This window comes from Pseudomonas spelaei, from assembly GCF_009724245.1.
Classification (GTDB): Bacteria; Pseudomonadota; Gammaproteobacteria; order Pseudomonadales; family Pseudomonadaceae; genus Aquipseudomonas; species Aquipseudomonas spelaei.
Genome location: NZ_WNNK01000002.1, coordinates 184,420 through 208,918, shown reverse-complemented (window position 1 = coordinate 208,918; position 24,499 = coordinate 184,420). Strand labels below are relative to the sequence as shown.

Annotated in this window: 13 protein-coding genes; 9 read left to right on the top strand and 4 right to left on the bottom strand. The window is 60.2% G+C overall.

The features are described from left to right. Positions 1–61: 61 nt before the first annotated feature. The gene (guaB, locus tag GNF76_RS03040) at positions 62–1,531 is read left to right on the top strand and encodes an IMP dehydrogenase (RefSeq protein WP_155581706.1); all 1,470 of its coding nucleotides are present in this window, start codon (positions 62–64) and stop codon (positions 1,529–1,531) included. Positions 1,532–1,613: 82 nt separating this feature from the next. Continuing rightward, on the top strand, positions 1,614–3,191 hold the full coding sequence (guaA, locus tag GNF76_RS03035) for a glutamine-hydrolyzing GMP synthase (protein WP_155581705.1): 1,578 nt from the start codon (positions 1,614–1,616) through the stop codon (positions 3,189–3,191). A 79-nt stretch (positions 3,192–3,270) separates the two neighbouring features. Here guaA and GNF76_RS03030 read toward each other — a convergent pair whose 3' ends face one another. Both GNF76_RS03030 and treR read right to left on the bottom strand, forming a co-directional pair. After that, positions 3,271–4,041: an APH(3')-II family aminoglycoside O-phosphotransferase gene (locus GNF76_RS03030; RefSeq protein WP_178123154.1), complete on the bottom strand. Its 771-nt coding sequence runs from the start codon at positions 4,039–4,041 to the stop codon at positions 3,271–3,273. Positions 4,042–4,062: 21 nt separating this feature from the next. Next, positions 4,063–4,767, bottom strand: a complete 705-nt coding sequence (gene treR, locus GNF76_RS03025; RefSeq protein WP_155581704.1) for a trehalose operon repressor — start codon at positions 4,765–4,767, stop codon at positions 4,063–4,065. A 237-nt stretch (positions 4,768–5,004) separates the two neighbouring features. Here treR and treP point away from each other — a divergent pair, with 237 nt between their 5' ends. The 5 genes from treP to GNF76_RS03000 all read left to right on the top strand — a co-directional run bounded on the left by treP (position 5,005) and on the right by GNF76_RS03000 (position 12,589). Next, entirely contained in the window at positions 5,005–6,447 is a 1,443-nt protein-coding gene (treP, locus tag GNF76_RS03020) for a PTS system trehalose-specific EIIBC component (protein WP_155581703.1), read from the top strand. 121 nt (positions 6,448–6,568) lie between these two features. Next, positions 6,569–8,215, top strand: coding sequence for an alpha,alpha-phosphotrehalase (treC, locus tag GNF76_RS03015; RefSeq protein WP_155581702.1), 1,647 nt, complete (start codon positions 6,569–6,571; stop codon positions 8,213–8,215). Between the two features lie 178 nt (positions 8,216–8,393). Continuing rightward, positions 8,394–9,614, top strand: coding sequence for a maltoporin (locus GNF76_RS03010; protein WP_155581701.1), 1,221 nt, complete (start codon positions 8,394–8,396; stop codon positions 9,612–9,614). A gap of 156 nt (positions 9,615–9,770) precedes the next feature. Beyond that, complete coding sequence (gene ptsP / locus GNF76_RS03005) at positions 9,771–12,305, top strand: phosphoenolpyruvate--protein phosphotransferase (protein WP_155581700.1); 2,535 nt, start codon at positions 9,771–9,773, stop codon at positions 12,303–12,305. A gap of 2 nt (positions 12,306–12,307) precedes the next feature. Continuing rightward, complete coding sequence (locus tag GNF76_RS03000) at positions 12,308–12,589, top strand: PTS sugar transporter subunit IIB (protein WP_155581699.1); 282 nt, start codon at positions 12,308–12,310, stop codon at positions 12,587–12,589. A gap of 134 nt (positions 12,590–12,723) precedes the next feature. Here GNF76_RS03000 and mltF read toward each other — a convergent pair whose 3' ends face one another. Next, complete coding sequence (gene mltF, locus GNF76_RS02995; RefSeq protein WP_155581698.1) at positions 12,724–14,184, bottom strand: membrane-bound lytic murein transglycosylase MltF; 1,461 nt, start codon at positions 14,182–14,184, stop codon at positions 12,724–12,726. 286 nt (positions 14,185–14,470) lie between these two features. Here mltF and purL point away from each other — a divergent pair, with 286 nt between their 5' ends. After that, complete coding sequence (gene purL, locus GNF76_RS02990; protein WP_155581697.1) at positions 14,471–18,367, top strand: phosphoribosylformylglycinamidine synthase; 3,897 nt, start codon at positions 14,471–14,473, stop codon at positions 18,365–18,367. Positions 18,368–18,371: 4 nt separating this feature from the next. After that, positions 18,372–18,683 carry a YqfO family protein gene (locus GNF76_RS02985; protein WP_178123153.1) on the top strand — a complete coding sequence of 104 codons (312 nt, stop codon included), beginning with the start codon at positions 18,372–18,374 and terminating at the stop codon, positions 18,681–18,683. 95 nt (positions 18,684–18,778) lie between these two features. Here GNF76_RS02985 and GNF76_RS02980 read toward each other — a convergent pair whose 3' ends face one another. Continuing rightward, entirely contained in the window at positions 18,779–24,496 is a 5,718-nt protein-coding gene (locus GNF76_RS02980; RefSeq protein WP_178123152.1) for a dermonecrotic toxin domain-containing protein, read from the bottom strand. Between the last annotated feature and the right edge of the window lie 3 nt (positions 24,497–24,499).

Below are 24,499 nucleotides of genomic sequence, written 5' to 3'. Positions count from 1 at the left end.
ACCCGAGGGGGTGTCTGACTATAATGGCGCGCTTCCATTTTCCCGCTCGGGAGCCCCCGCGATGCTGCGTATCAGCCAAGAAGCTCTGACATTCGACGACATTCTCCTAGTGCCCGGTTATTCCGAGGTGCTTCCTAACGAAGTCAGTCTCAAGACCCGCCTAACCCGTGGCATCGAGCTGAATATTCCTCTGGTTTCCGCTGCCATGGACACCGTCACCGAAGCCCGTCTGGCCATCGCCATGGCTCAGGAAGGCGGCATCGGCATCATCCACAAGAACATGACCATCGAGCAGCAAGCTGCCGAAGTGCGCAAGGTCAAGCGTTACGAAGCCGGCGTGGTCAAGGACCCGATCACCATCGAGGCCGACGCCACCGTGCGTGACCTGTTCGACCTGACCCGCCTGCACAACATTTCCGGCGTTCCGGTGCTGCACGATGGCGACCTGGTCGGCATTGTCACCTCCCGTGACGTGCGTTTCGAGAACCGTCTTGAAGTCACCGTCCGCGAAGTGATGACGCCTAAAGAGCGCCTGGTCACGGTCAAGGAAGGCGCTGACAAGAACGACGTGCGTGAATTGCTGCACAAACACCGCATCGAACGCGTACTGATTGTCGATGACAAATTCGCCCTTAAAGGCATGATGACCGTCAACGATATCGAAAAAGCCAAGGCTTACCCGCTGGCCAGCAAGGACGATCAAGGTCGTCTGCGCGTAGGTGCTGCGGTCGGTACCGGTAAAGACACCGGTGACCGCGTCTCGGCCCTGGTCGCCGCCGGTGTTGATGTGGTGGTGGTCGACACTGCCCACGGCCACTCCAAAGGTGTGATCGACCGCGTTCGTTGGGTCAAACAGAATTTCCCTGACGTGCAAGTGATCGGCGGCAACATTGCCACCGGCGCTGCCGCCAAGGCATTGGTTGAAGCGGGCGCTGACGCAGTCAAGGTCGGTATCGGCCCTGGCTCGATCTGCACCACCCGTATCGTTGCCGGTGTAGGTGTGCCGCAAATCAGCGCCATCGCCAACGTCGCCGCGGCCCTTGAAGGTACGGGCGTACCGTTGATCGCCGACGGCGGTATCCGTTTCTCCGGTGACCTGTCCAAGGCCATCGTGGCCGGTGCTTCCTGCGTGATGATGGGCTCGATGTTCGCCGGTACTGAAGAAGCGCCAGGCGAGATCGAACTGTTCCAGGGCCGTTCTTACAAGGCTTACCGTGGCATGGGTTCGCTGGGCGCCATGTCCCAGGCTCAAGGCTCTTCCGACCGCTACTTCCAGGACTCTTCGGCAGGCGCCGAGAAGTTGGTACCGGAAGGTATCGAAGGGCGTGTTCCGTACAAGGGCACCCTGAGCGCCATCATCCATCAACTGATGGGCGGCCTGCGTTCCTCGATGGGCTACACCGGCAGCGCCGACATCGAAGAAATGCGCACCAAGCCTGAGTTCGTGCGGATCACCGGTGCCGGCATGGCCGAATCCCACGTTCACGACGTACAGATCACCAAAGAAGCGCCGAACTACCGCGTAGGTTGATGCTTCAAGCAAATAGTTAAGTAACCGGGGCTGTCTTATTCAGCCCCGAGTTGTTTCTGATTCATTAGACGAGACTGATCTCATGGCCCTCGACATTCACGCCCACCGCATCCTGATCCTCGACTTCGGTTCCCAGTACACCCAACTGATTGCCCGCCGTGTGCGTGAAATCGGCGTGTACTGCGAACTGCATCCGTTCGACATGGACGACGAAGCGATTCGCGAATTCGCTCCAAAAGGCGTCATCCTCGCCGGTGGCCCCGAGTCGGTACACGAAGCCAACAGCCCTCGCTGCCCGCAAGCCGTGTTTGACCTGGGCGTGCCGGTCTTCGGTATCTGCTACGGCATGCAGACCATGGCCGAGCAGCTGGGCGGCAAGGTCGAAGGTTCCGAGCTGCGTGAATTCGGTTACGCCCGCGTTGATGTCGTCGGCAAGAGCCGCCTGCTGGACGGTATCGAAGACCACATCGACGCCGACGGCCTGTTCGGTCTCGACGTGTGGATGAGCCACGGTGACAAGGTCACCAGGATGCCGGAAGACTTCCACATCCTGGCCAGCACCCCGAGCTGCCCGATCGCCGGCATGTTCAACGACGAGCGCGGCTACTACGGTGTGCAGTTCCACCCGGAAGTGACCCACACCAAGCAAGGCGGTCGCATCCTGTCGCGCTTCATCCTCGACATCTGCCAGTGCGAAGCGCTGTGGACCCCGTCGAAAATTGCTGAAGACGCCATCGCCAACATCCGTGCCCAGGTCGGCACCGACAACGTCCTGCTGGGCCTGTCCGGCGGCGTTGACTCCTCGGTGGTAGCGGCGCTGCTGCACAAAGCCATCGGCGACCAACTGACCTGCGTCTTCGTCGACAACGGCCTGCTGCGCCTGCACGAAGGCGAGCAAGTGATGGCCATGTTCGCCGAGAACATGGGCGTCAAGGTGATCCGCGCCAACGCTGAAGATCAGTTCCTGAACAACCTGGCCGGCGAGTCCGACCCGGAGAAGAAGCGCAAGATCATCGGCCGCACCTTCATCGACGTATTCGATGCCCAGTCCAACAAACTGGACAACATCAAGTACCTCGCCCAGGGCACCATCTACCCGGACGTGATCGAGTCAGCTGGCGCCAAGAGCGGCAAGGCCCACGTGATCAAGTCCCACCACAACGTGGGTGGCCTGCCTGAGGAGATGAACCTCAAGCTGGTTGAGCCGTTGCGCGAACTGTTCAAGGACGAAGTCCGTCGTCTGGGCCTGGAACTGGGCCTGCCGTACGACATGGTCTACCGCCACCCATTCCCGGGCCCGGGCCTGGGCGTGCGGATCCTGGGTGAAGTGAAGAAGGAATACGCCGACCTGCTGCGTCGCGCCGACCACATCTTCATCGAAGAACTGCGCAAGGCCGACTGGTACCACAAGGTCAGCCAGGCGTTCGTGGTGTTCCAGCCGGTGAAATCGGTGGGTGTTGTAGGCGATGGCCGTCGTTACGCCTGGGTCGTGGCCTTGCGTGCGGTGGAAACCATCGACTTCATGACCGCCCGTTGGGCGCACCTGCCGTACGAACTGCTGGAAACCGTCAGCGGCCGTATCATCAATGAAATCGAAGGCATCTCGCGCGTCACGTATGACGTGTCGAGCAAGCCGCCGGCGACCATTGAGTGGGAGTGATCCTGCCGTAGCAGGTGATCGCTGAATAACAAAACCCCGGCCATGTGCCGGGGTTTTGCATTTGAGGCTACAGGCCAGGTTAGAAGAACTCGTCCAGCAGGCAGTAGAACTTCATGCGCTGCTCATCGGGTTCTACACCGTAAAGCTCAAAGAATGGTTTTACCCATGCCGGCCCAAGGTTGCGTTCGATGCTGCGTGCCGCGAGGGCCAGGTCCTGATAACGGTCACTGATCCCCAGGCGTCCGCAGTCGATGAAGCCGCTGAAGCGACCGTCTGCTGCCATGAAATTTGGCAGGCAGGCGTCACCGTGGGCCACCACCAGGTCATGAGCCTTTGGCTGGGTTGATATGAGTTCTGCGAATACATCTGTGGCGCTTCGTCCCAATCGTTCATCGTCGAAATCCGTCTCGTCAACCAGACCGGCGCTGACGTGCTCCTGCGCGACCGCGATCCTCTGCTCAAGCGCGTGATCGAACGGGCATAGCGCAAGGGGTATCTGATGCAATGTACGCAGGGCAGTCGCCAGGATGTCGATGATTTGCGCGGCAGAGAGCGTGTTGACGCTGGCCAGGTCCTGCCCCGGTAGGGCAGTCATCAGCAACCAGTGGCGATGGTTTTCTGTCAGCTCATCCAGAACGATAGGTGCCGGTAAATCAACCTGCCGGAGCCACCGAAGGCGTTCGATTTCGTCCGCAAGTTCTCCCCACTCTATCAGGGGCTCGGCCTTCAGGAACAGATCCGCACCGCTGTCCTGGCGTAGGCGAAAGACGTCAGCCCGCGATTCACCGATGGCTTGCTGCTCAATGAGCGCATGCGGGAATTGTTCACGCCATTTGTTCGGAATATCCACTGTGCTTTTCCCTTTCTCGCTTCACCGCCGCGCAATATCCGAAAAGTAAAACTTATCCAGCGTATGCCGCGACTCGGTGTACTCGAACTGCCGCCCGTCCTGCAAAAACGTCTGGTTACTCACCACGATCACATGGCTTTGACCCTCCAGGTCCAGGTGCAGTTGATCATCCTTGCCCCGCGGCAGCGCTTCGATGGTGCGCTGGGCGTAGCTGATCTGCAGCTGCAATGTCTGCTCGATAAACGCGTAGATCGACTGCTCGGCAATGTCTCGATCCAGCCCCGGGATCAGCTCGGCGACGAAGTGGTTGATGTCGAGGATCACCCGTTTGCCACCGATGCGCCGTACCCGCTTGATCCGGGTGATCAGGCTGCCGGCTTCGGCCTCGATGTGTTCCAGCAGCGCGCCTTCCAGCGGGAACTGGGAGAACTCGACGACGTCGGTGCGCACGTCATCCCCCAGGTCGGCATGGGTTTCGCGGAAGCTGACAATCCCGCCCAACTGGAACTCGATGGGGTTGGGCGACAGTACAAAGGTGCCTTTGCCATGAATCTTTTGCGCGAACCCACGCTCCTGCAGCTGCTCGATAGCCCGGCGCACGGTGCCGCGGCTGGCCTGATAGGCGTCCATCAGTTCGGTTTCGGAGGGCAGGCGAGTGCCGCGTTGCAGGCGTTCGGTGGTGATGCTGGCAAGCAGATCGGTGTAGATCTGGTTGTATTTGCTCATGGGGAGGGCTCTGTGCCGCGTTTGCGTTCAAGGCAGGAACCTTAGAGCCAGAGGTGGGGTTTGTCCATTCAACCTATTGGCTAATCACGGAAATATCTGACCCGAAAAACAGAAAATCAATTAATTCCAAACTCGTCTGTACGAGTTGTTGCTTTAACTCGTCTGTACGAGTACTTTTGCCCTCGGCGTGCTGCCAATGACTGCCCGAATAACAAAAAAACCAAGTGGAAACCAAGCATGAGCCACGACTATCCGACTATTGCCCGCGAGATTCTCCAGAGCCTCGGGGGCAGCGACAACCTTGAGCAAGCGGCCCACTGTGTGACCCGCCTGCGCCTGGCCCTCAAGGACCCGAGCCTGGTCAAGAGCAGCGAGCTGAACCAGATCGATCTGGTCAAGGGCTCCTTTTTCACCGGCGGCTTGTTCCAGATCGTGATCGGCCCCGGCGAAGTGGAAAAGGTCTACGCCGCCCTGCGCGAACAGACCGGTCTTGCCGCCTCGACCATTGCCGACGTGAAGCAAAAGGGCGTCGAAAAAACCAACCCCATGCAGCGTCTGGTGCGGGTGTTCTCCGATGTGTTCATGCCCATCCTGCCGGCGCTGATCATTGCCGGCCTGTTGATGGGCGTGAACAACCTGATGGGCGCCAAGGGCATGTTCATTGCGGACAAGACCTTGCTTGAGGCCTATCCGAACCTGGATGGTCTGTGGAGCCTGATCAACCTGATGGCCAACACCTCGTTCGTGTTCCTGCCGGCGCTGGTGGGCTGGTCGGCGGCCAAGCGCTTTGGCGGCAGTGAAATCCTCGGCATCGTCCTTGGCCTGATGCTGGTGCACCCGGACCTGCTCAATGCCTGGAACTACGGCAAGGCGGTGGCCGGGCTCGACGGCCAGAGCCTGCCGTACTTCGATATTTTCGGCTGGTTCAAGATCGAGAAGGTCGGCTACCAGGGGCAAATCCTGCCGATCCTGATGGCGGCCTACGTCATGAGCGTGATTGAAAAATGGCTGCGGGCCCGCGTGCCGAATGCCATTCAACTGCTGGTGGTACCGATCACCACGATCGTCGTCACCGGTGTGCTGGCGCTGGCGATCATAGGCCCGGTGACCCGTCACCTGGGCATCCTGATCACCGAAGGTGTCGTCACCCTGTTTGACCTGGCGCCAATGGTCGGCGGGGCGATCTTCGGCCTGTTGTATGCGCCGCTGGTGATCACCGGCATGCACCACATGTTCCTCGCGGTGGACCTGCAGCTGATTTCCACCCAGGGCGGCACGTTTATCTGGCCGATGATTGTCATGTCCAACCTGGCCCAGGGCAGCGCGGCGCTCGGTGTGTTCTACATGAGCCGTAATGCGCGGGATAAAAGCATGGCCTCGACTTCGGCGATTTCCGCTTATTTCGGCATCACTGAACCGGCGATGTTTGGGGTCAACCTGCGCTTCAAGTTTCCGTTTTATGCGGCCCTGACCGGCTCGGCGCTGGGCAGTATTTTCCTCTCGCTGAACAAGGTCCAGGCCTCGGCCATCGGGGTGGGTGGCTTGCCTGGTTTTATCTCGATCATTCCGCAGTACATCCCAAGCTTTGTCATCGGCATGGTCATCGCGATCGTGGTGCCGTTTGTGCTGACCTGTGGGTTGAGCATGAAGATTGTTCGGCCTGGGTACAGGGTTGCCTGATAGATCGCTATCGCGGGCAAGCCCGGCTCCCACATTTGTTTTGTGAACACACTCAAGTGTGGGAGCTGGCTTGCCTGCGATGAGGCCCTCAGGGCCAATACAAAAACTGAAGGAAACCACCATGCAAGACTGGCAACACTCGGTGATCTACCAGATCTACCCCAAAAGCTTCCACAGCCACGCGGGTAACGCCACCGGTGACTTGCTGGGTGTCGTGGACAAACTTGATTACCTGAAGTGGCTTGGCGTTGATTGCCTGTGGATCACCCCGTTCCTGCGATCGCCCCAGCGCGACAATGGCTACGACATCAGCGACTACTACGCCATCGACCCCAGCTACGGGACCATGGCCGACTGCGACCTGCTGATCAGCGAAGCCGCCAAGCGCGGGATCAAGCTGATGCTGGACATCGTGGTCAACCACACCTCCATCGAACACGAGTGGTTCCAGCAAGCCCGCAGCAGCCTCGACAACCCGTACCGCGATTTCTACATCTGGCGCGACCAGCCGAACAATTGGGAGTCCAAGTTCGGTGGCTCGGCCTGGGAGTATGAGGCGCAGACCGGCCAGTACTTCCTGCACCTGTTCGACCACACCCAGGCCGACCTCAATTGGGATAACCCCAAGGTTCGCGCCGAAGTATTCAAGCTGATGCGTTTCTGGCGTGACAAGGGTGTGGGAGGTTTTCGCCTGGATGTGATCAACCTGATCTCCAAGCCGAAAGACTTCCCGGAAGACAACAGCGACGGTCGTCGTTTCTACACCGACGGCCCGAACGTGCACGAGTACCTGCAGGAAATGCACCGCGAAGTCTTTGAAGGCCATGACCTGATCAACGTCGGCGAGATGTCTTCCACCAGCCTTGAGCACTGCATTCGCTACTCGCGTCCCGAGTCGAAAGAGCTGTCGATGACCTTCAACTTTCATCACCTGAAAGTGGATTACCCGAACCTGCAAAAGTGGGTGCGGGCCGACTTCGATTTCTTGCAGCTCAAGCAGATTCTTTCCGACTGGCAGTTGGGCATGCAGGCCGGTGGCGGCTGGAACGCGCTGTTCTGGTGTAACCACGATCAGCCGCGAGTGGTCTCGCGTTTTGGCGACGACGGCGAGCACCGCGTGGTCTCGGCGAAGATGCTCGCCACTGCGCTGCACTTCCTGCAAGGCACGCCCTTTGTCTATCAAGGCGAAGAACTGGGGATGACCAATCCCGGTTTCGACAAGATCGAGCAGTACCGTGATGTCGAGACCCTGAACATCTATCGGCTCAAGCGCGATGCCGGTGAGTCCGAAGCTGAAAGCATGGCGGCGATCATGCAGAAGTCCCGGGATAATAGCCGCACACCGATGCAATGGAATGAGGGGGCCAACGCCGGTTTCAGCAGTGGTAAACCGTGGATCGGCATCCCGGCCAATGCCGCGCAGATCAACGTCGAAAGCCAACTCGATGACCCGGAATCGGTGCTGCATCACTACCGCACGCTGATCGCCCTGCGCCGCCATGAGCCGCTGATTCAGGAAGGCGTTTACCGCCAATTGCTGCCGGATCACCTGCAGGTCTGGGCCTATCTGCGCGAAGGCCACGGCGAGCGTTTGCTGGTGGTGAACAACTTCTACGGCACACCGTGCCAGGTCCAATTGCCGCAAAGACTTTTCAATCAGGGGATCGAACAACGCCTGCTGATCAGTAACTACCCCGACTGCCCGCGGCGTACGAGTCTGGTGTCGTTGCGTCCTTATGAGTCCTTTGTGCTGCACCTCAAGGACTGAAGAGCAGAACTGTAGCCGCTGCTGCCAGGCTGCGATGGATCACCGTGGCGTCTTGGGAGAAACCGTGATGACCGTTTACCAGTGCTGCGCACTGGATCGCAGCCTCGTTCCTCGGCAGCGGCTACAGGGGGGTACAAAAAAATGAGCCAAAAACATAATAAAAATATCGGAGCGCTGTATGAAAACAACAATAAAACTGGGCCTCGTCGCCTCTTGTCTGTCTTTACCTTTTGCTGCCCAGGGACTGGAGTTTGCCGGTTACTTGCGCAGTGGTGCGGGGACCTCGACGGGCAGTGGCAAGCAGCAGTGTTTTCAACTGCCCGGTGCGCCATCGAAATACCGTCTGGGTAACGAATGCGAACAGTACGCCGAGCTGGAGTTGCGCCAGGACCTGTTGACCCTCGACGATGGTTCGGTGCTCAGCGTTGATGCCATGGCCTCGCTGTATAACCAGTACGACCGCGAGCTGAAGTTCCAGGGCGAAAACAACGGCTCGGCGCGTATGCCGCAGATGTATGCGCAGTGGTCGAATCTGCCCAACCTCAACGGTGGTTCGCTGTGGGCCGGTCGGCGTTACTACAAACGTAACGACATCCATATTTCCGATTTCTACTACTGGAACCAGAGCGCCACGGGTGGCGGTATTGAGGACGTGAAAATTGGCGACCTGAAATACAGCTACGCGATTTCCCGCAAGGACAACCTGTACCAGAAGGAATACGCCACTCGTCATGACTTCAACGTAGCCGGCTTCAAGACCAACCCTGGCGGCGAGCTTGAGCTGGGGTTGAGTTACATCGAAAAGGCCGGTGGTCGCGACGCCAACAGTGGCTGGGCCATCACCGCCCAGCACGTACAGAAACCTTTCCTCGGCGGGCGGAACAAGTTCGCGCTGCAATATGGCGAAGGCCCGGGCACAGGCCTCGGCTACACCGGCAATACGGCCTTGGATAACAGCAGCAAAAGCTACCGCGCCGTGGAGTTTTTCGACTGGCAAGTGACGCCGCGTTTTGGCGGCCAGGTCGAGGCGGTGTACCAGAAAGACATTCGCCCGGGCAGCCAGGATCAGACCTGGATGTCCATCGGTGTGCGCCCGGCCTATGCGATCACCGAGCAGTTCAAGCTGGTGACCGAGCTGGGTCATGATCAGGTTGAGGCCACCGGTGGTACGCGCAAGTTGAGCAAATTTACCTTCGCCCCGACCTGGTCGCCTAAAGGCCCGGATTTCTGGGCGCGGCCGGAAGTGCGTTTGTATTACACGTACGCGACCTGGAACGAAGCAGCCAAGCGTGCGGCCAATGAACTGGCGGCGGGTTCGGCGTTGTCCGACACCGGCGCCTACGGCACGGCGCGGCATGGATCGAATTTTGGTGTGCAAGTCGAATACTGGTGGAAATAAATGGGCTTTATGTGGGAGCGGGCTTGCCCGCGATTGCGGTGTGTCAGTTGGTCGATAAGGTAGCGGACCTACCGCCATCGCAGGCAAGCCAGCTCCCACATTGGATCTCCATCGTTTGCTCGATGATTTTTACAGAACAAAACAGCAGGTGAAGTCATGACCACAACCCAACCCCTGGAACTGCTGGCGCCCTTGTCCGGTGTGCTGCTGCCCCTGGACCAGGTGCCCGATCCGGTGTTCTCCAGCCGGCTGATTGGCGATGGCCTGTGTATCGACCCGACATCGCAGACACTCTGTGCGCCCCTGGCCGGGGTGATCAGCAATATCCAGGACAGTGGCCATGCGGTGAGTGTCACCGGCGACAACGGCGTTCAGGTGCTGATGCACATCGGCCTGGACACTGTGAACCTGGCCGGCAAGGGCTTTACCCGGTTGGTCGAGGAAGGCCAGCGGGTACAGGCCGGCCAGCCGCTGATCGAATTCGATGCCGACTTTATCGCGCTCAATGCTCGCAGTTTGCTGACCCTGATGCTGGTGGTCAGTGGCGAACCGTTTGTGCTGCTGACGCCGGGCGCTGGTGTGGTGGCGGAGGGGCAAGCGTTGCTGCGGGTGACGCCTGTGGCGGGTGCTGATGACGTGGCGGAAGAAGAGGGCGATGCGCTGTTTTCCAAGCCCCTGACGCTGCCCAATGCCAATGGCCTGCATGCCCGGCCGGCGGCGGTGTTTGCCCAGGCGGCGAAGGGCTTCAAGGCAAGTATTTATCTGCACAAACAAACCCAGAGCGCCAATGCCAAATCGCTGGTGGCGATCATGGCGCTGCAGACGGTGCAGGGCGATACCTTACAGGTGAGTGCGGCGGGGGATGATGCTGACGCGGCGATCAAGGCGTTGGTGGCGTTGCTGGCCGAAGGATGCGGCGAGACGGTGGTGGTTGCCCATGCCGAGACCGTCGAACCGGTCGCGCCGGCGTCATCGGCGAACCTGCTGCGAGGCGTGTGTGCGTCGCCGGGTTCGGCGTTTGGCCAAGTGGTGCAGGTGGCCGAACCGGAACTGAGCATCACTGAAGCGGGCGCCGGCGAAGCCGTCGAACGTGTCGCGCTGGTGAGCGGCCTGTTGCAGGCCACCGAGGCCCTGCAAGCGTTGCAGGCCAAGGCTGTAGGCAGCGCTCAGGCGGAAATTTTCCGTGCTCATCAAGAGTTGCTGGAAGACCCGACGTTGCTGGAGCAGGCCCACGCTCTGTTGGCCCAGGGCAAGAGCGCTGCGTTCGCCTGGAACAGTGCCACGGTTGCCACGGCCACGCTATTCCAGGGCTTGGGCAGCGCGCTGCTTGCCGAGCGCGCCGCCGACTTGGCAGACGTCGGCCAGCGGGTGCTGAAGCTGATCCTCGGGGTCAAGGACAGCGCCTGGGATGTGCCGGAGCAAGCGATCCTCATCGCCGAACAACTGACTCCTTCGCAAACCGCCAGCCTTGATACCCGCAAGGTGTTGGGTTTTGTCACGGTCGGTGGTGGCGCCACCAGCCATGTCGCGATTCTCGCCCGTGCCCTTGGCCTGCCTGCGATCTGCGGCGTACCGATGCAAGTGCTGACGTTGGCCAACGGTAGACAGGTACTACTGGATGCCGACAAGGGTGAGTTGCACCTGAGCCCGGACGTAGCCGAAATCGAGCAATTGCAGGCCACTCGCCAACAGCAAGTGCTACGCCGCCAACGGGAAGTGGAGCAGGCTTCACTGGCCGCCACTACGCGTGACGGTCATCACGTGGAAGTGACGGCCAACGTTGCCTCGCTGCAAGAGGTCGAGCAATCGCTGGCCCTGGGCGGTGAAGGCGTGGGCCTGCTGCGTTCGGAGTTCCTCTACCTGGATCGCAATCGTGCGCCGAGCCCTGAAGAGCAGGCCGGCACTTACAGCGCCATCGCCAGGGCGTTGGGGCCGGACCGCAATCTGGTGGTCCGCACCCTGGACGTGGGTGGCGACAAGCCGTTGGCCTATGTGCCGATGGACAGCGAGACCAATCCATTCCTCGGGCTGCGCGGGATTCGCCTGTGTCTGGAGCGCCCTGAGCTGTTGCGCGAACAGTTTCGGGCGATCCTCGCCAGCGTGGGCCTGACTCGTCTGCATATCATGTTGCCGATGGTTAGCCTGCTGTCGGAGCTGCGCCTGGCGCGCAAGATTCTGCAAGAGGAAGCACAAGCCCTGGGACTTACGGAGCTGCCGAAACTGGGGATCATGATCGAGGTGCCCTCGGCGGCCTTGATGGCGGATCTGTTTGCGCCGGAGGTGGATTTTTTCTCTATCGGCACCAACGACCTGACCCAATACACCCTGGCGATGGACCGTGATCACCCGCGTCTGGCCAGCCAGGCCGACAGCTTTCATCCGGCGGTGTTGCGCCTGATCGCCAGCACGGTCAAGGCTGCCCATGCTCATGGCAAATGGGTGGGTGTCTGCGGCGCTTTGGCTTCGGAGGCACTGGCAGTGCCGATGTTGATTGGGCTGGGGGTGGATGAGTTGTCGGTCAGCGTGCCGCTGATCCCGACCATCAAGGCCACCGTGCGTGAGCTGAACCTGGCGGACTGCCAGTTGATCGCCCGCCAAGTGCTGGGCCTGGAAGAAGCCGCGCAAGTACGCGAGGCCTTGCGCCTGTACCACGCGGCGACCGTCGAAACCTCTTTGGTTGTGGAGAACTGAGCATGTTCGAGAAATTGCAGCGAGCGTTCTGGAAGGCCCTGACGCCGGATTTGATTGTCGAGGCGGTTGCTGTGCCGACGGGCGAAGCACCCCTGGCGCCAGGGGTGTTGAGTGCGCTGGGTGGTGCGGGCAATCTCAAGTCGCAACAACGGGTGGCGTTGACTCGAGTGCGGGTGCAACTGCACGAACCGGGGCGACTGGATGCGGTGGCGCTACGGGCGGCAGGTGTGCCGGGGGTTATGGTGTTGGCGGGTGGGGTGGTGCATCTGATCACCGGCCTATAAAACACAGGAGATCAACTGTGGGAGCGGGCTTGCCCGCGATAGCGGTGGGTCAGTAATACATGGGCTGACTGACACAACGTCATCGCGGGCAAGCCCGGCTCCCACAGGTTTTTTGCAGTGTTGGGGCGATCGAGTTACAACTGCGGCGTTTCTTCGGTGGGCTTGGTCTTGTCCACGCCCGGCACATGCAGATTGCCTTCCACCACCTGGTTGCCTTCCAACTGCGGCTGGGTCACCCAGGTCAAGATATCGTAGTAGCGCCGGATGTTCGCCACGAAATGCACCGGCTCACCGCCTCGGGCATAGCCGTAGCGGGTCTTGCTGTACCACTGCTTCTGCGACAGCCGCGGCAGCATTTTCTTCACGTCCAGCCACTTGTTCGGGTTCAGTCCTTCTTTTGCGGCCAGCTTGCGGGCGTCATCCAGGTGACCGGTGCCGACGTTGTAGGCGGCGAGGGCGAACCAGGTGCGATCCGGCTCGGCAATCTTGTCGTCCAGCTCATCCTTGATCCTGGCCAGGTACTTGGCGCCGCCCATGATGCTCTGTTTGGCGTCCAGGCGGTTGGACACGCCCATCGCCTGGGCGGTGTTCTGGGTCAGCATCATCAGGCCGCGTACGCCGGTCTTGGATGTGACTGCCGGTTGCCATAGCGACTCCTGGTAACCAATGGCTGCCAACAGGCGCCAATCGACCTTTTCTTCCTTGGCGTAGGTCTTGAAGTGCTTTTCGTATTTTGGCAGGCGCTGTTGCAGATGTTGGGCAAAGGTATAGGCGCCGACATAGCCGAGTACATCGACGTGCCCGTAATAGCGATCTTTCAGACGCTGCAAGGTGCCGTTCTTCTCTACCTTGTCGAGGTAGCTGTTGACCTCATTGAGCAGGCTGTTGTCTTCGCCAAGGGCCACGGCCCAGGCCTGGTGGCTGGCATCCCCCAGGTCAAAGGCGACCCGCACGTTGGGGAAGTACACCTGGTTCATCGCCACTTCATTGGAGTCCACCAACGTCAGGTCGATTTGCCCTTCGTCGACCATGCGTAACAGGTCGACCACCTCAACGGCGTCGGACTCTTCATATTCAATCGCGGGAAATTGCTTTTTCAGCGCGGCCAATTGCTCGGCGTGGGTGCTGCCCTTGAGCACCATGATCTTCTTGCCCACCAGATCCGCCGCCGTGGTGGGACGAGACTGGCCGTTGCGGTAGATGATCTGTGGCGTGACTTCCAGATAAGGATGAGAGAAGCGCACCTGCTGGCGACGCTGTTCACTGCTGACCAGGCCGGCGGCGGCCAGTACCGGGCCATTGGGTTTACCCACCTGTGCGAACAGGTCATCAAGGTTGTCGGCGGTCTCGATTTCCAGCTTCACGCCCAGTTCGTCGGCAAAGCGCTTGACCAGTTCGTATTCGAAACCGGTTTCGCCGTTGCGGTCCTGGAAATAGGTGGCCGGGCTGTTTCGGGTGACCACCCGCAATACGCCATCCTCCTTGATTCGCTCGAGCGTGCTGGGTTTATCAACACAGGCGCTGAGCATCAGGAAGAGTCCGGTGACGATGAGCCATTTGGCGCATCGCGGGCGCAAAGCAGTTGGGGAAAACATCTGCGCAGTATACGCAAAGGACCCTCGGCGCCATATCTCGACAGCGTGGGCGTTGTCTGCTAGCGCCCCGCAAGCCGGGCTGGAGGCCGTAGAAACGGGGCCTGGCGAGCCATTGTGACGGTTAAAATAACTGTCGCGAATAACCCTGATGGCCCTCTGATACGGTGCAATTTATGCCAACTGACGTCCGGCAGCGGCCACCGGTGCCGTTTCGGGTGCCGTTGGCGGCGGTTTACGCTAGAATGCACGGCCTCAAAGCACACCCCTTCCCGAGGCTGTCCCGAAGATGTTGATCCTGCGCGGCGCTCCTGCCCTTTCTGCCTTTCGCCACAGCAAACTCCTTGAGCAACTGAGCCAGAAAGTCCCGGCTGTCAGTGGCTTATATGCCGAATTTGCTCACTTCGCCGACGTTACCGGCGTTTTGACTTCCGACGAGCAGCAAGTGCTGGCGCGCCTTCTGAAGTACGGTCCCAGCGTCCCAGTCCAAGAGCCTAGTGGCCGCTTGTTCCTGGTTCTGCCACGGTTCGGCACCATCTCGCCCTGGTCGAGCAAGGCCAGCGACATCGCCCGCAACTGCGGCCTGGAAAAAATCCAGCGCCTGGAACGCGGGATCGCCTTCTACGTCGCCGGCCAATTCAGCGATGCCGAGGCCGAGCTGATCGCCAGTAGCCTGCATGACCGCATGACCCAGATTATCGTGGGCCAGCTGGAGCAGGCCGCCGGTCTGTTCAGCCACGCCGAACCCAAGCCGCTGACTGCGATTGACGTGCTCGGTGGTGGTCGCGCCGCCCTGGAAAAAGCCAACACCGAGTTGGGCCTGGCCCTGGCTGAAGACGAAATTGACTACCTGGTCAACGCCTTCAACGGTCTCAAGCGCAACCCGCACGACATCGAACTGATGATGTTCGCCCAGGCCAACTCTGAGCACTGCCGTCACAAGATCTTCAACGCCAGTTGGGACATCGACGGCCAGAGCCAGGAAAAAAGCCTGTTCGGCATGATCAAGAACACCTACGTGATGCACAGCGAAGGCGTTCTGTCGGCTTATAAAGACAACGCCTCGGTGATCGTCGGCAGCGTGGCCGGTCGTTTCTTCCCGGACCCTGAAACCCGCCAGTACGGCGCGGTGCAGGAGCCGGTGCACATCCTGATGAAAGTCGAGACCCACAACCACCCGACCGCGATTGCCCCGTTCCCGGGCGCAGCCACCGGCTCCGGCGGCGAGATTCGCGACGAAGGTGCAACCGGTCGTGGTGCCAAGCCAAAGGCTGGCCTCACCGGTTTCACCGTCTCCAACTTGCAGATCCCGGGCTTCGAGCAGCCGTGGGAAGTGCCGTACGGCAAGCCTGAGCGCATTGTCACCGCGCTGGACATCATGATCGAAGGCCCGCTGGGCGGCGCCGCGTTCAACAATGAGTTCGGTCGCCCGGCCCTGACCGGCTACTTCCGTACGTTCGAGCAGTCCATCACCACCCCGCATGGCGATGAAGTGCGCGGCTACCACAAGCCGATCATGTTGGCGGGTGGCATGGGTAACATCCGTGAAGATCACGTCCAGAAGGGCGAAATTCTCGTCGGCTCCAAGCTGATCGTCCTCGGTGGCCCGGCGATGCTGATCGGCCTGGGCGGCGGCGCGGCTTCCTCCATGGCTACCGGCACCAGCTCGGCAGACCTGGACTTCGCTTCCGTACAGCGCGAAAACCCTGAGATGGAACGCCGTTGCCAGGAAGTCATCGACCGTTGCTGGCAGTTGGGTGACAAGAACCCGATCAGCTTCATCCACGACGTCGGCGCGGGCGGTTTGTCCAACGCCTTCCCGGAACTGGTCAACGATGGCGACCGTGGCGGCCGCTTCGAACTGCGCAACATTCCAAACGACGAGCCGGGCATGGCCCCGCACGAAATCTGGAGCAACGAATCTCAGGAGCGCTACGTGTTGGCGGTGGGTCCTGCAGACTTCGAACGCTTCCAGGCGATCTGCGAGCGCGAGCGCTGCCCGTTTGCCGTGGTTGGCGAAGCCACTGCCGAGCCGCAGCTTACTGTCACGGATAGCCACTTCGGCAACAGCCCGGTGGACATGCCGCTGGAAGTGCTGCTGGGCAAAGCCCCGCGCATGCACCGTTCGGCCGTGCGTGAAAACGAACTGGGCGACGATTTTGATCCGTCGACCCTGGCCATCGCCGATTGCGTGGAGCGCGTCCTGCACCACCCGGCCGTTGCCAGCAAAAGCTTCCTGATCACCATTGGCGACCGCACCATTACCGGTCTGGTTGCCCGTGATCAAATGGTTGGCCCGTGGCAGGTTCCGGTGGCTGACGTTGCCGTCACCGCCACCAGTTTCGACGTCTACACCGGTGAAGCCATGGCCATGGGCGAGCGCACACCGCTGGCACTGCTGGACGCTCCGGCGTCGGGCCGTATGGCCATCGGCGAAGTGCTGACCAACATCGCGGCTTCGCGTATCGGCAAGATCTCTGACATTAAACTGTCGGCCAACTGGATGTCCGCTGCCGGTCACCCAGGTGAAGATGCGCGCCTGTACGACACGGTTAAAGCAGTCGGCATGGAGCTGTGTCCTGAGCTGGGCATCACCATTCCAGTGGGCAAGGACTCCATGTCCATGGCCACGCGCTGGAACGATGAAGGCGTGGACAAGAGCGTCACCTCACCGTTGTCGCTGATTGTCACCGGCTTTGCGCCTGTCACCGATATCCGCCAGACCCTGACCCCGCAACTGCGCATGGACAAGGGCACCACCGACCTGATCCTGATCGACCTCGGTCGCGGCCAGAATCGCATGGGCGCCTCGATCCTTGCCCAGGTGCACGGCAAGCTCGGCCAACACGCTCCGGACGTCGACGACGCCGAAGACTTGAAAGCCTTCTTCGCCGTAATCCAGGGCCTGAATGCCGACGGTCACCTGCTGGCTTACCATGACCGTTCCGACGGTGGTCTGCTGACCAGTGTGGTCGAGATGGCCTTTGCCGGTCACTGCGGCCTGAGCCTGAACCTCGACGGCCTGGCGGAAACTTCCGCCGACATCGCTGCGATCCTGTTCAACGAAGAGTTGGGCGCGGTGATCCAGGTTCGCCAGGACGCCACTCCAGACGTGCTTGCACAGTTCAGCGCCGCTGGCCTGGGTGACTGCGTGGCGGTGGTCGGCCAGCCGATCAACAACGGCGAAATCAACATCGTCTTCAACGGCGATACCGTGTTTGAAGGCCAACGCCGTCTGCTGCAACGCCAATGGGCCGAGACCAGCTACCAGATCCAGCGCCTGCGGGACAACGTTGACTGCGCCGAGCAGGAATTCGACGTGATCCTGGAAGAAGACAACCCGGGCCTGAGCACCAAGCTCAGCTTCGACGTCAACCAGGACATCGCTGCGCCTTACATCAAGAAAGGCATCCGCCCACAAATTGCCGTACTGCGTGAGCAGGGCGTCAACGGCCAGGTGGAAATGGCAGCTGCGTTCGACCGGGCCGGTTTCAATGCGATCGACGTGCACATGAGCGATATCCTCGCCGGTCGCGTTGACCTCAACGAGTTCAAAGGCCTGGTGGCCTGCGGTGGTTTCTCCTACGGCGACGTACTGGGTGCCGGTGAAGGCTGGGCCAAGTCGGCCTTGTTCAACAGCCGTGCCCGCGACGCGTTCCAGGGGTTCTTCGAGCGTAACGACAGCTTTACCCTGGGTGTGTGCAACGGTTGCCAGATGATGTCCAACCTCAGCGAACTGATCCCGGGCAGCGAGTTCTGGCCGCACTTTGTGCGTAACCGTTCCGAGCAGTTCGAAGCCCGTGTTGCAATGGTTCAGGTGCAGGAATCCAACTCGATCTTCCTGCAAGGCATGGCCGGTTCGCGCATGCCAATCGCCATTGCCCACGGCGAAGGTCATGCCGAGTTCTCCAGCGAAGAAGCACTGCTGGAAGCCGACTTGTCCGGTACCGTGGCCCTGCGGTTTGTCGACAACCATGGCAAGGTCACCGAAAACTACCCGGCCAACCCGAACGGCTCGCCACGCGGGATCACCGGGCTGACCAGTCGCGACGGTCGCGTCACCATCATGATGCCGCACCCGGAGCGTGTGTTCCGCGCCGTGCAGAACTCGTGGCGCCCGGAAGAGTGGAACGAAGACGGCGCGTGGATGCGCATGTTCCGCAACGCTCGCGTGTGGGTGAACTAAGCCGGTGTACAAGCTCAGCTTCTTTGTGCCCGACAGCCATGTGGAGACGGTGAAAACCGCCGTCTTCGCAGCGGGCGGCGGGCGCATCGGCACCTACGACAGCTGTGCCTGGCAAGTGCTGGGCCAGGGCCAGTTCCGACCGATGGACGGCAGCCAGCCTTTTATTGGTCAGGTGGGCCAGGTTGAAAGGGTTGAAGAATGGAAGGTTGAGCTGGTGGTGGCGGATGAGTTGATCAAGGTCGTTGTGGCCGCATTGAAGCTCAGTCACCCCTATGAAACACCAGCGTACGAGGTTTGGCAGTTGGCAGATTTCTGATCGAACGACTGTAAAAACAAGAAACCCGCTGGGCCACATTGGCCCAGCGGGTTTTTTGTTGGCAGTCATGAAATCAAGGTTAAACCCTCAATGACTCAAGGCGCGGGTACCAACCCCACTTCCGCCCGCAGCGCTCCTATCAACGTGCTTGCGTACCTGAAGCGCTTGCCCTGCATCGGTTCCCAGCGTTCGACGTAAAACATGCCCTTGTCGTCGACCTTGATCGGTGTCGACACGATTTCCCCGGTGCGGGAGCGGTGCAGCACATTGCTCTGCGCCGGCGATGGGCGTTCGATCAGAAACAGGCCTGGCCGCTTCAATCGTTTCTGGTCCACCGGTGTAAAGGGCGTGGGGGCTTTTGTCCCTTTGATACCGGCCTCCAGGGTGAGGTCGCTGCGCAATGCGCTTGCAAAAGGGTCCATGCCCTCGGCAAATGTCTCCCAGGTTCCGGAGTGAATATTTTTCGCCAGTTCGGGAGCCGTATCCCTGACATGCAGGCTGACCGCACCTTGCAGCTCTGCCAGGCCAAGCACACCCAGGTTGTTATTGGTATGTGCACTGGCAACCAAGGCGACCCACTTGTGAGGCCCATGTGCTGCCTGGTCGGCCTTGATCACCTCGGAGGCGAAGTAGCTGAACATCTGCTTGCGCGCCAGGTTCGTGTCCCCCAGCCCCGTGACGATGTGACTGGCGGTGCAGTCCAGTGCTCGAATGCGCAGGCCATGCCTGGCTGCTGCCTGAATGACCTCAGTATAGGTATCGTTTCCTGGGTAGTTCGGCATACAGCGCTTGTCCAACTGCTTGAGATAGCGCTTGAGGTTGTCCGTCAGCCGTTGGGTACGCAAGAATATATCCAGGTCCGCTTGATGCAGATCGGTTAGCAACTGTTCGACATACAGTGTCTTGAACTCCAGCTCCTTGAGTTTTCCCATCTGTTCGCGCAGTAACCGTTTGCTTGATTGTGCAGAGTGTTCTTCACCGAGGACGAGTCCCGAAAACTCGCTTTCGCGTAGTTTTTCCAAGAATGATTCCGGGCTTTTCGACGAGGCCAGTACGGATGTATCGGGCCTGGCCGGCGGCAGGTGGTTGGCCAGGTAAGTTTCGGCATCGGTGTTCAGGCGTTCTCTGGCGTTCTGGAAGGCCTTGCGGGCAGGAGTTTTTAGGCCATAGCTGGCGTCCAGTCCATGCTGTGTAGAGGTCTCCCGAATCATGGCTTCACTGAAGGGCAGATCAATATCGTATTTGTTGTAATGCGCTACTGCGGTGCTGGACGACGCGGCTTGCTCCGCAACTTTGTACGGGGTGTGTAAGGTCAACCGATAATCGGCCTTGGCCAACGGGTCACCCGCTATGCCGCCGGGCGTGTCGAGCCAGAGGCCCACTGTCTGCTCCGGGCCCACATCTTCCACGCGTAATGCGACGGCGTCCTGCAAGTCTGCAAGGCCTGGCGTCTTATCGAAGGTGCGCAGGCGGGACGAGTCCACCAACGCAATCCAGCGCGCGTCTGGCTCGTCGATGGCGTCGGTCTCGATAGCCTTGTGGGAATAGAAGTTCCTGACCGCGTTATCCCGGGGCGTGGTGGTCGGGGTGTCACCCAATTGCAGGGCATCGTCCAGTTGATAAGCGGTGGAGGCGTCCAGGGCTTTGATCTTCACGCCTTTTTCTTGCGCTTTGCGCACCAGGGCAACATAGGAGTACTCGGCACCTTCGACAAAACCTAAGGCTTTATCCACGGCCTTGAGGTGCTGTTCGATATGCAGCCAGGATTTGCCGCTGTTGAGTTTCTCCAGTTTGGGGCGGAAGACATCGGTGGGCAGGTACTCGATATACAGATGCTTGAACCCCTTGCTGATCAAGGCATCCATCTGGGTGATCAGCAGTTGTTTACTGGCGATGGAGCCCGGTATCGCGCCAATGACCAGGTTTTTGTTGCCACTGAAGGCGTCGCTGGTGATCAGTTGCGAGAATGAGGTGCTGGCCTCGATCGCCGGGGTTTCGGCGCGGGCCGGCAGCGGGATGAGGTTCTTGAAGAAGTCCTGGGCGTCGCTGGTCAGGCGTTCGACTTGTTGCAGGTAGGTCGTGCGCAAGGCATTGAGGTCACTGGCTATACTGCCCAGAACCACGTTCCGCGAGCCGAATAGCCATTCAGACTGCTGCAGCATCCCTTCCCGCACATCCGGGTTGAGGGCCAGCTCCATTTTGCTGGCGTACTTCGCCGGAATCTCATAAGGACTGAGCGGTTTCGGTGTATCGGGCAGTTTTTCATACTTGGGGGCGCCACCGGTGATGCCGGTACGGCTCCAGACGCCTTGCGCATCGGGGGCTGCCACACGTGTGGTGGAGACCAGTTTGCCGGTGACCGGGTCCAGTCGGTACAGCAAGTAGCGGCCAATCGCATCCGGGGTCTTTTTCGCCCAAAGGCCCTCGCCACCGAACAGCACCGCTTGCATGTCTTCAAGCGCCAGCGGCTTGGGTTGCAGTGGCTGGATCAGTTTCAAGGCCTCGCTTGGCAAGGCGGTACTTTTGGCGACCTGACGCAGGGTTGGCTTTGCCAGTTGTTTGAGCGATACCAACGCCGGGCGCAGATCGGTGAATGCCGCACCGGCACTGTTGAGCACGTAACCGATCAAGTGCTCCACGGCGGCGCCAATATCGCCTTGCTGATAGGCGTGCAACGCCAGCATGCCGTCCTTGAACGCCAGCAGCATGCCCAGGCTCAGGCTGAGGATGGGGAACGGCGCGGTGGCAACGGCGGTGACCCATTCCACGCAGGTCCACGCAATACTCATGATCATTTGGCTGCGGTTGGCGGTGGTGCCTTCAACGTCGTCGACCTTGCGTTGCAGCTTCATGTTGTACAGGGCCTGGCGCAAATCCAGGAGCGGAGATTGGGCGCGGGTCGAGTCGTACCGTGCAGGGCTGGCAGACGTTTTGTCCAGGTCTTCGGGCAATTGCGCCTTGGCGCTCTCCAGAAAGGCGCGCACCCGGGTTTGGGACGGAGCACCTACCCGTAGGGTGAAATAACCGATCATGTCGGGGGTCTTTTTCAGCAGGTAATTGAACTGCCGTGCCTCACGAAAGCTGATGCCGTCCGGTGCATTGGGGGTGTAAAGCAACGTCGGGAAACCGGTGTGACTGAAGAGAAAGTTGTCGATCACCCATTCACCGTCGACCAGTAGCCGATGGATGGCGTAGGAGCTGCGCGTTTCGGCGGCGGTATTGTCCATGCTGGCGATACTGCGCTCCAGCCATTCCCAATCGGCCCCGGCGATATACCCTTGCAGGCGGCACGCCAGGGCTGCGCTTTGCATCTGGCACTGGGTAATGCTCAGGGTTGCATTGCGTCGAAACTCATAATCTGCGCTGCCGGCATTCAACAGCCGGGCCTTGACCTCGTTAATGTAACGTTGGCCGATCCAAATACCGGTGACCGAACGAGCGACCTTTTCAGCGGTCAGCGGGCTCAGATCAACGTCTTTCGGGCCTCTGAAGCGGGCAGAGCGAGAGAACTTCTCGTCAAGAAGGCCCACGCCGTCGGCATAGCCGTCACGGTACAGCTGGGTGTAGGTCAGGGGCGGCGGGGTCGAACCGAGCAGCGCCGCAGGTGAGAAGGCCCAGACGGTATCGGGGTCAACGTCGTTCTGGCGGCGCCCCAGCAGCTCGTTCAGGCGTTTTTTCGCCTGCTCATGCAGGTAGCTGGAGAAGCTGGGGAAGCGCGCGTCAGATAACGGGAAGTCGTTGTAGGTGTGCAATGCACCTTCGGCATCTTCAGACAGTTTCAGCAGTTTCTGGCGGTTGGCAGTGCTGGTGGAGCGATACCAGCCTGGCGTGCTGAAGTCATAGTCGTCGATGCGGGTCGCCAGCACATGGGCTGACATGGCCTTGAGGCAGTTGGCGTGGCTACCGATGTTGTCAAAGCGGATCTCTTTGTATTCCTGGGCATGAGGCTTGAAGCTCAGGCCGATCAATACTTGTTTCATTGCCGCGCGAAAGCGCAGGGCAACCCGCTTGATCAGGTAGTCGGTGAGGCTGCCTGGTGGACTTTTGGTGCCGTTGTCCAGGCTCCAGCCGAGGATGTGGTTCTGGCAGGCGATCTCACTGTCGAATGCCTTGAATTGCTGCTCTCGAGGTGCTTCCGGGGTACACAGCAGCAGGCGGGTGACTGTGCCGTTGGCATCGCTTTGGCGCAGTACCCACATGTCCTGCAACTGGGCTTCGTGCAGCGACAGGGTGGCGGCGCTCAGACGGGTGTCGGTGCCTCGGCGCAGGTTCTGCACCAACTGGAAGTCATCTTCACTGAGGTGGCCCTGAAGCAGGGCGGTATAGGCCAGCGCGTTGATCCGCTGGTCGAGCATTTGTTCGATCGCGTGGCTGGTTTCGGGTTTTGCATGCATCTGTTGTTGCACGTCGGCAAAGTCGATGCGCGGCTGCAAGGTGCTGAGCAATTGCACCAGCCAGGCCACAGTCAGGTCTTTGTAGGCCTTGGGCAGTGGGATCCCTTGATAGGTGAGTGTGGTTTTGCTCAGGAAGTCCGAGCCCGTCTGTTCATCACCGGCTTGCAGCCCGCGCAGGGCCAGGTCAATCAGCGTACGACTGTGTTCATATTCGCCGATGGGGGAGACGTAGCGACGGGTGTTGATCACCAGGTGTTCCGGCGTCAGGTCGTGGATATCCAGGTCGTCGCTCAGTCGTTCGAGCAGTTGATAGCGGGCCAGGGTTTCAGGCGTGGTGACCGGGCCCAGCAGATCGAGCAGGTTCTGGCGGGCTTCGTTGTAGTCCGCCAGGTTACCGGCCAGCGCGACTCGGCGGGCTTCGCTGGCGCTGCGGTACCAGTCTGGGGCGCTATGGCGCAGGTAGCGCTCCAGCAAGCGTTGGGCGCGCCACGCCAGGCGTGGGGTGAGGTCGGGCTGGGCGGCTTCGATTGCCCGGTCGAGGGCGCTGAGCAACTGACTGACATCTTGGTCTGGGTTATCCGCGAGGCTCAGGGCTCGCTCGACGTCCTCTGTGCGCTTGTTGATTACGGCGTTGTAGGTGTGTTCAAACAGCGGTTCGCCGTCGATGGGCGATAGTTCCAGCGGCCAGATCGCCCCTGGCGACAAGGCGCGATAGCGGGCGGGCAGCAGGTTCATGAAAGCGTTATGTTCGGTGGCGCTTTCCATGTTCTGTAGCAGGTGGGCGTTCAGTTCGGCCAGCGAGTCGAATGTCTCGATCCCCCGCGTTGGGGTAAACAACATCACTGCGCCGACGGCCTGCGTTGACGCCAGGCTGGCCACCACCGGGCTGGATTTTTCGGTGAGCACAAAGGCTCCGGCCAATTCGAGGGTGCGGTTCTGATAGCTGAAGGTCAGCGCGTACAGGCCTGGACGCAGGGTCAATCCCAGGGGGACACGTTCGAGAGTCGCGCGTTCTTGTGGGTGTAACAGGCGATCCTGGGTACCGAGGGCTGCCTCGTGGGTCAGGGCGGAGAACCCTGCCTCAAAGGTCATGAAGGATTTGCGCGCCTTGCCACCGACGGGCTCGTAGTCATCCAGGCGCTGCAACTGAGTATTGAGTGTGGCTTTGAGCGTGGCGAGTTGGGCCTGGCCTTCCGGGGTTGCCAGGTCGCTGTGTTCCAGCGATTGATAGAGTGCTCGGCTCTTCTGGAAAAGCGGCTGGTGGTAGGTTTTGAGGATGCCGTTCAGGTGTTCCAGATAGGCCAGTTCGGTAGAAGGTTTCTGCTCTGGCAGCAACGGTGCTTCGGCGTTGAGCAGGTGATGACCAATCGGGTTAAGGGCGCCTTCGATGTCTTCAAAGGACGTGGGTGTAGTGCTCACAGG

Bases quoted from the DNA above. Each gene is read 5' to 3' on its own strand.
- treR (WP_155581704.1), bottom strand. From the start codon at position 4,767: ATGAGCAAATACAACCAGATCTACACCGATCTGCTTGCCAGCATCACC.
- GNF76_RS03000 (WP_155581699.1), top strand. From the start codon at position 12,308: ATGTTCGAGAAATTGCAGCGAGCGTTCTGGAAGGCCCTGACGCCGGAT.
- GNF76_RS03010 (WP_155581701.1), top strand. From the start codon at position 8,394: ATGAAAACAACAATAAAACTGGGCCTCGTCGCCTCTTGTCTGTCTTTA.
- guaB (WP_155581706.1), top strand. From the start codon at position 62: ATGCTGCGTATCAGCCAAGAAGCTCTGACATTCGACGACATTCTCCTA.
- guaA (WP_155581705.1), top strand. From the start codon at position 1,614: ATGGCCCTCGACATTCACGCCCACCGCATCCTGATCCTCGACTTCGGT.
- mltF (WP_155581698.1), bottom strand. From the start codon at position 14,184: ATGTTTTCCCCAACTGCTTTGCGCCCGCGATGCGCCAAATGGCTCATC.
- purL (WP_155581697.1), top strand. From the start codon at position 14,471: ATGTTGATCCTGCGCGGCGCTCCTGCCCTTTCTGCCTTTCGCCACAGC.
- treP (WP_155581703.1), top strand. From the start codon at position 5,005: ATGAGCCACGACTATCCGACTATTGCCCGCGAGATTCTCCAGAGCCTC.
- ptsP (WP_155581700.1), top strand. From the start codon at position 9,771: ATGACCACAACCCAACCCCTGGAACTGCTGGCGCCCTTGTCCGGTGTG.
- treC (WP_155581702.1), top strand. From the start codon at position 6,569: ATGCAAGACTGGCAACACTCGGTGATCTACCAGATCTACCCCAAAAGC.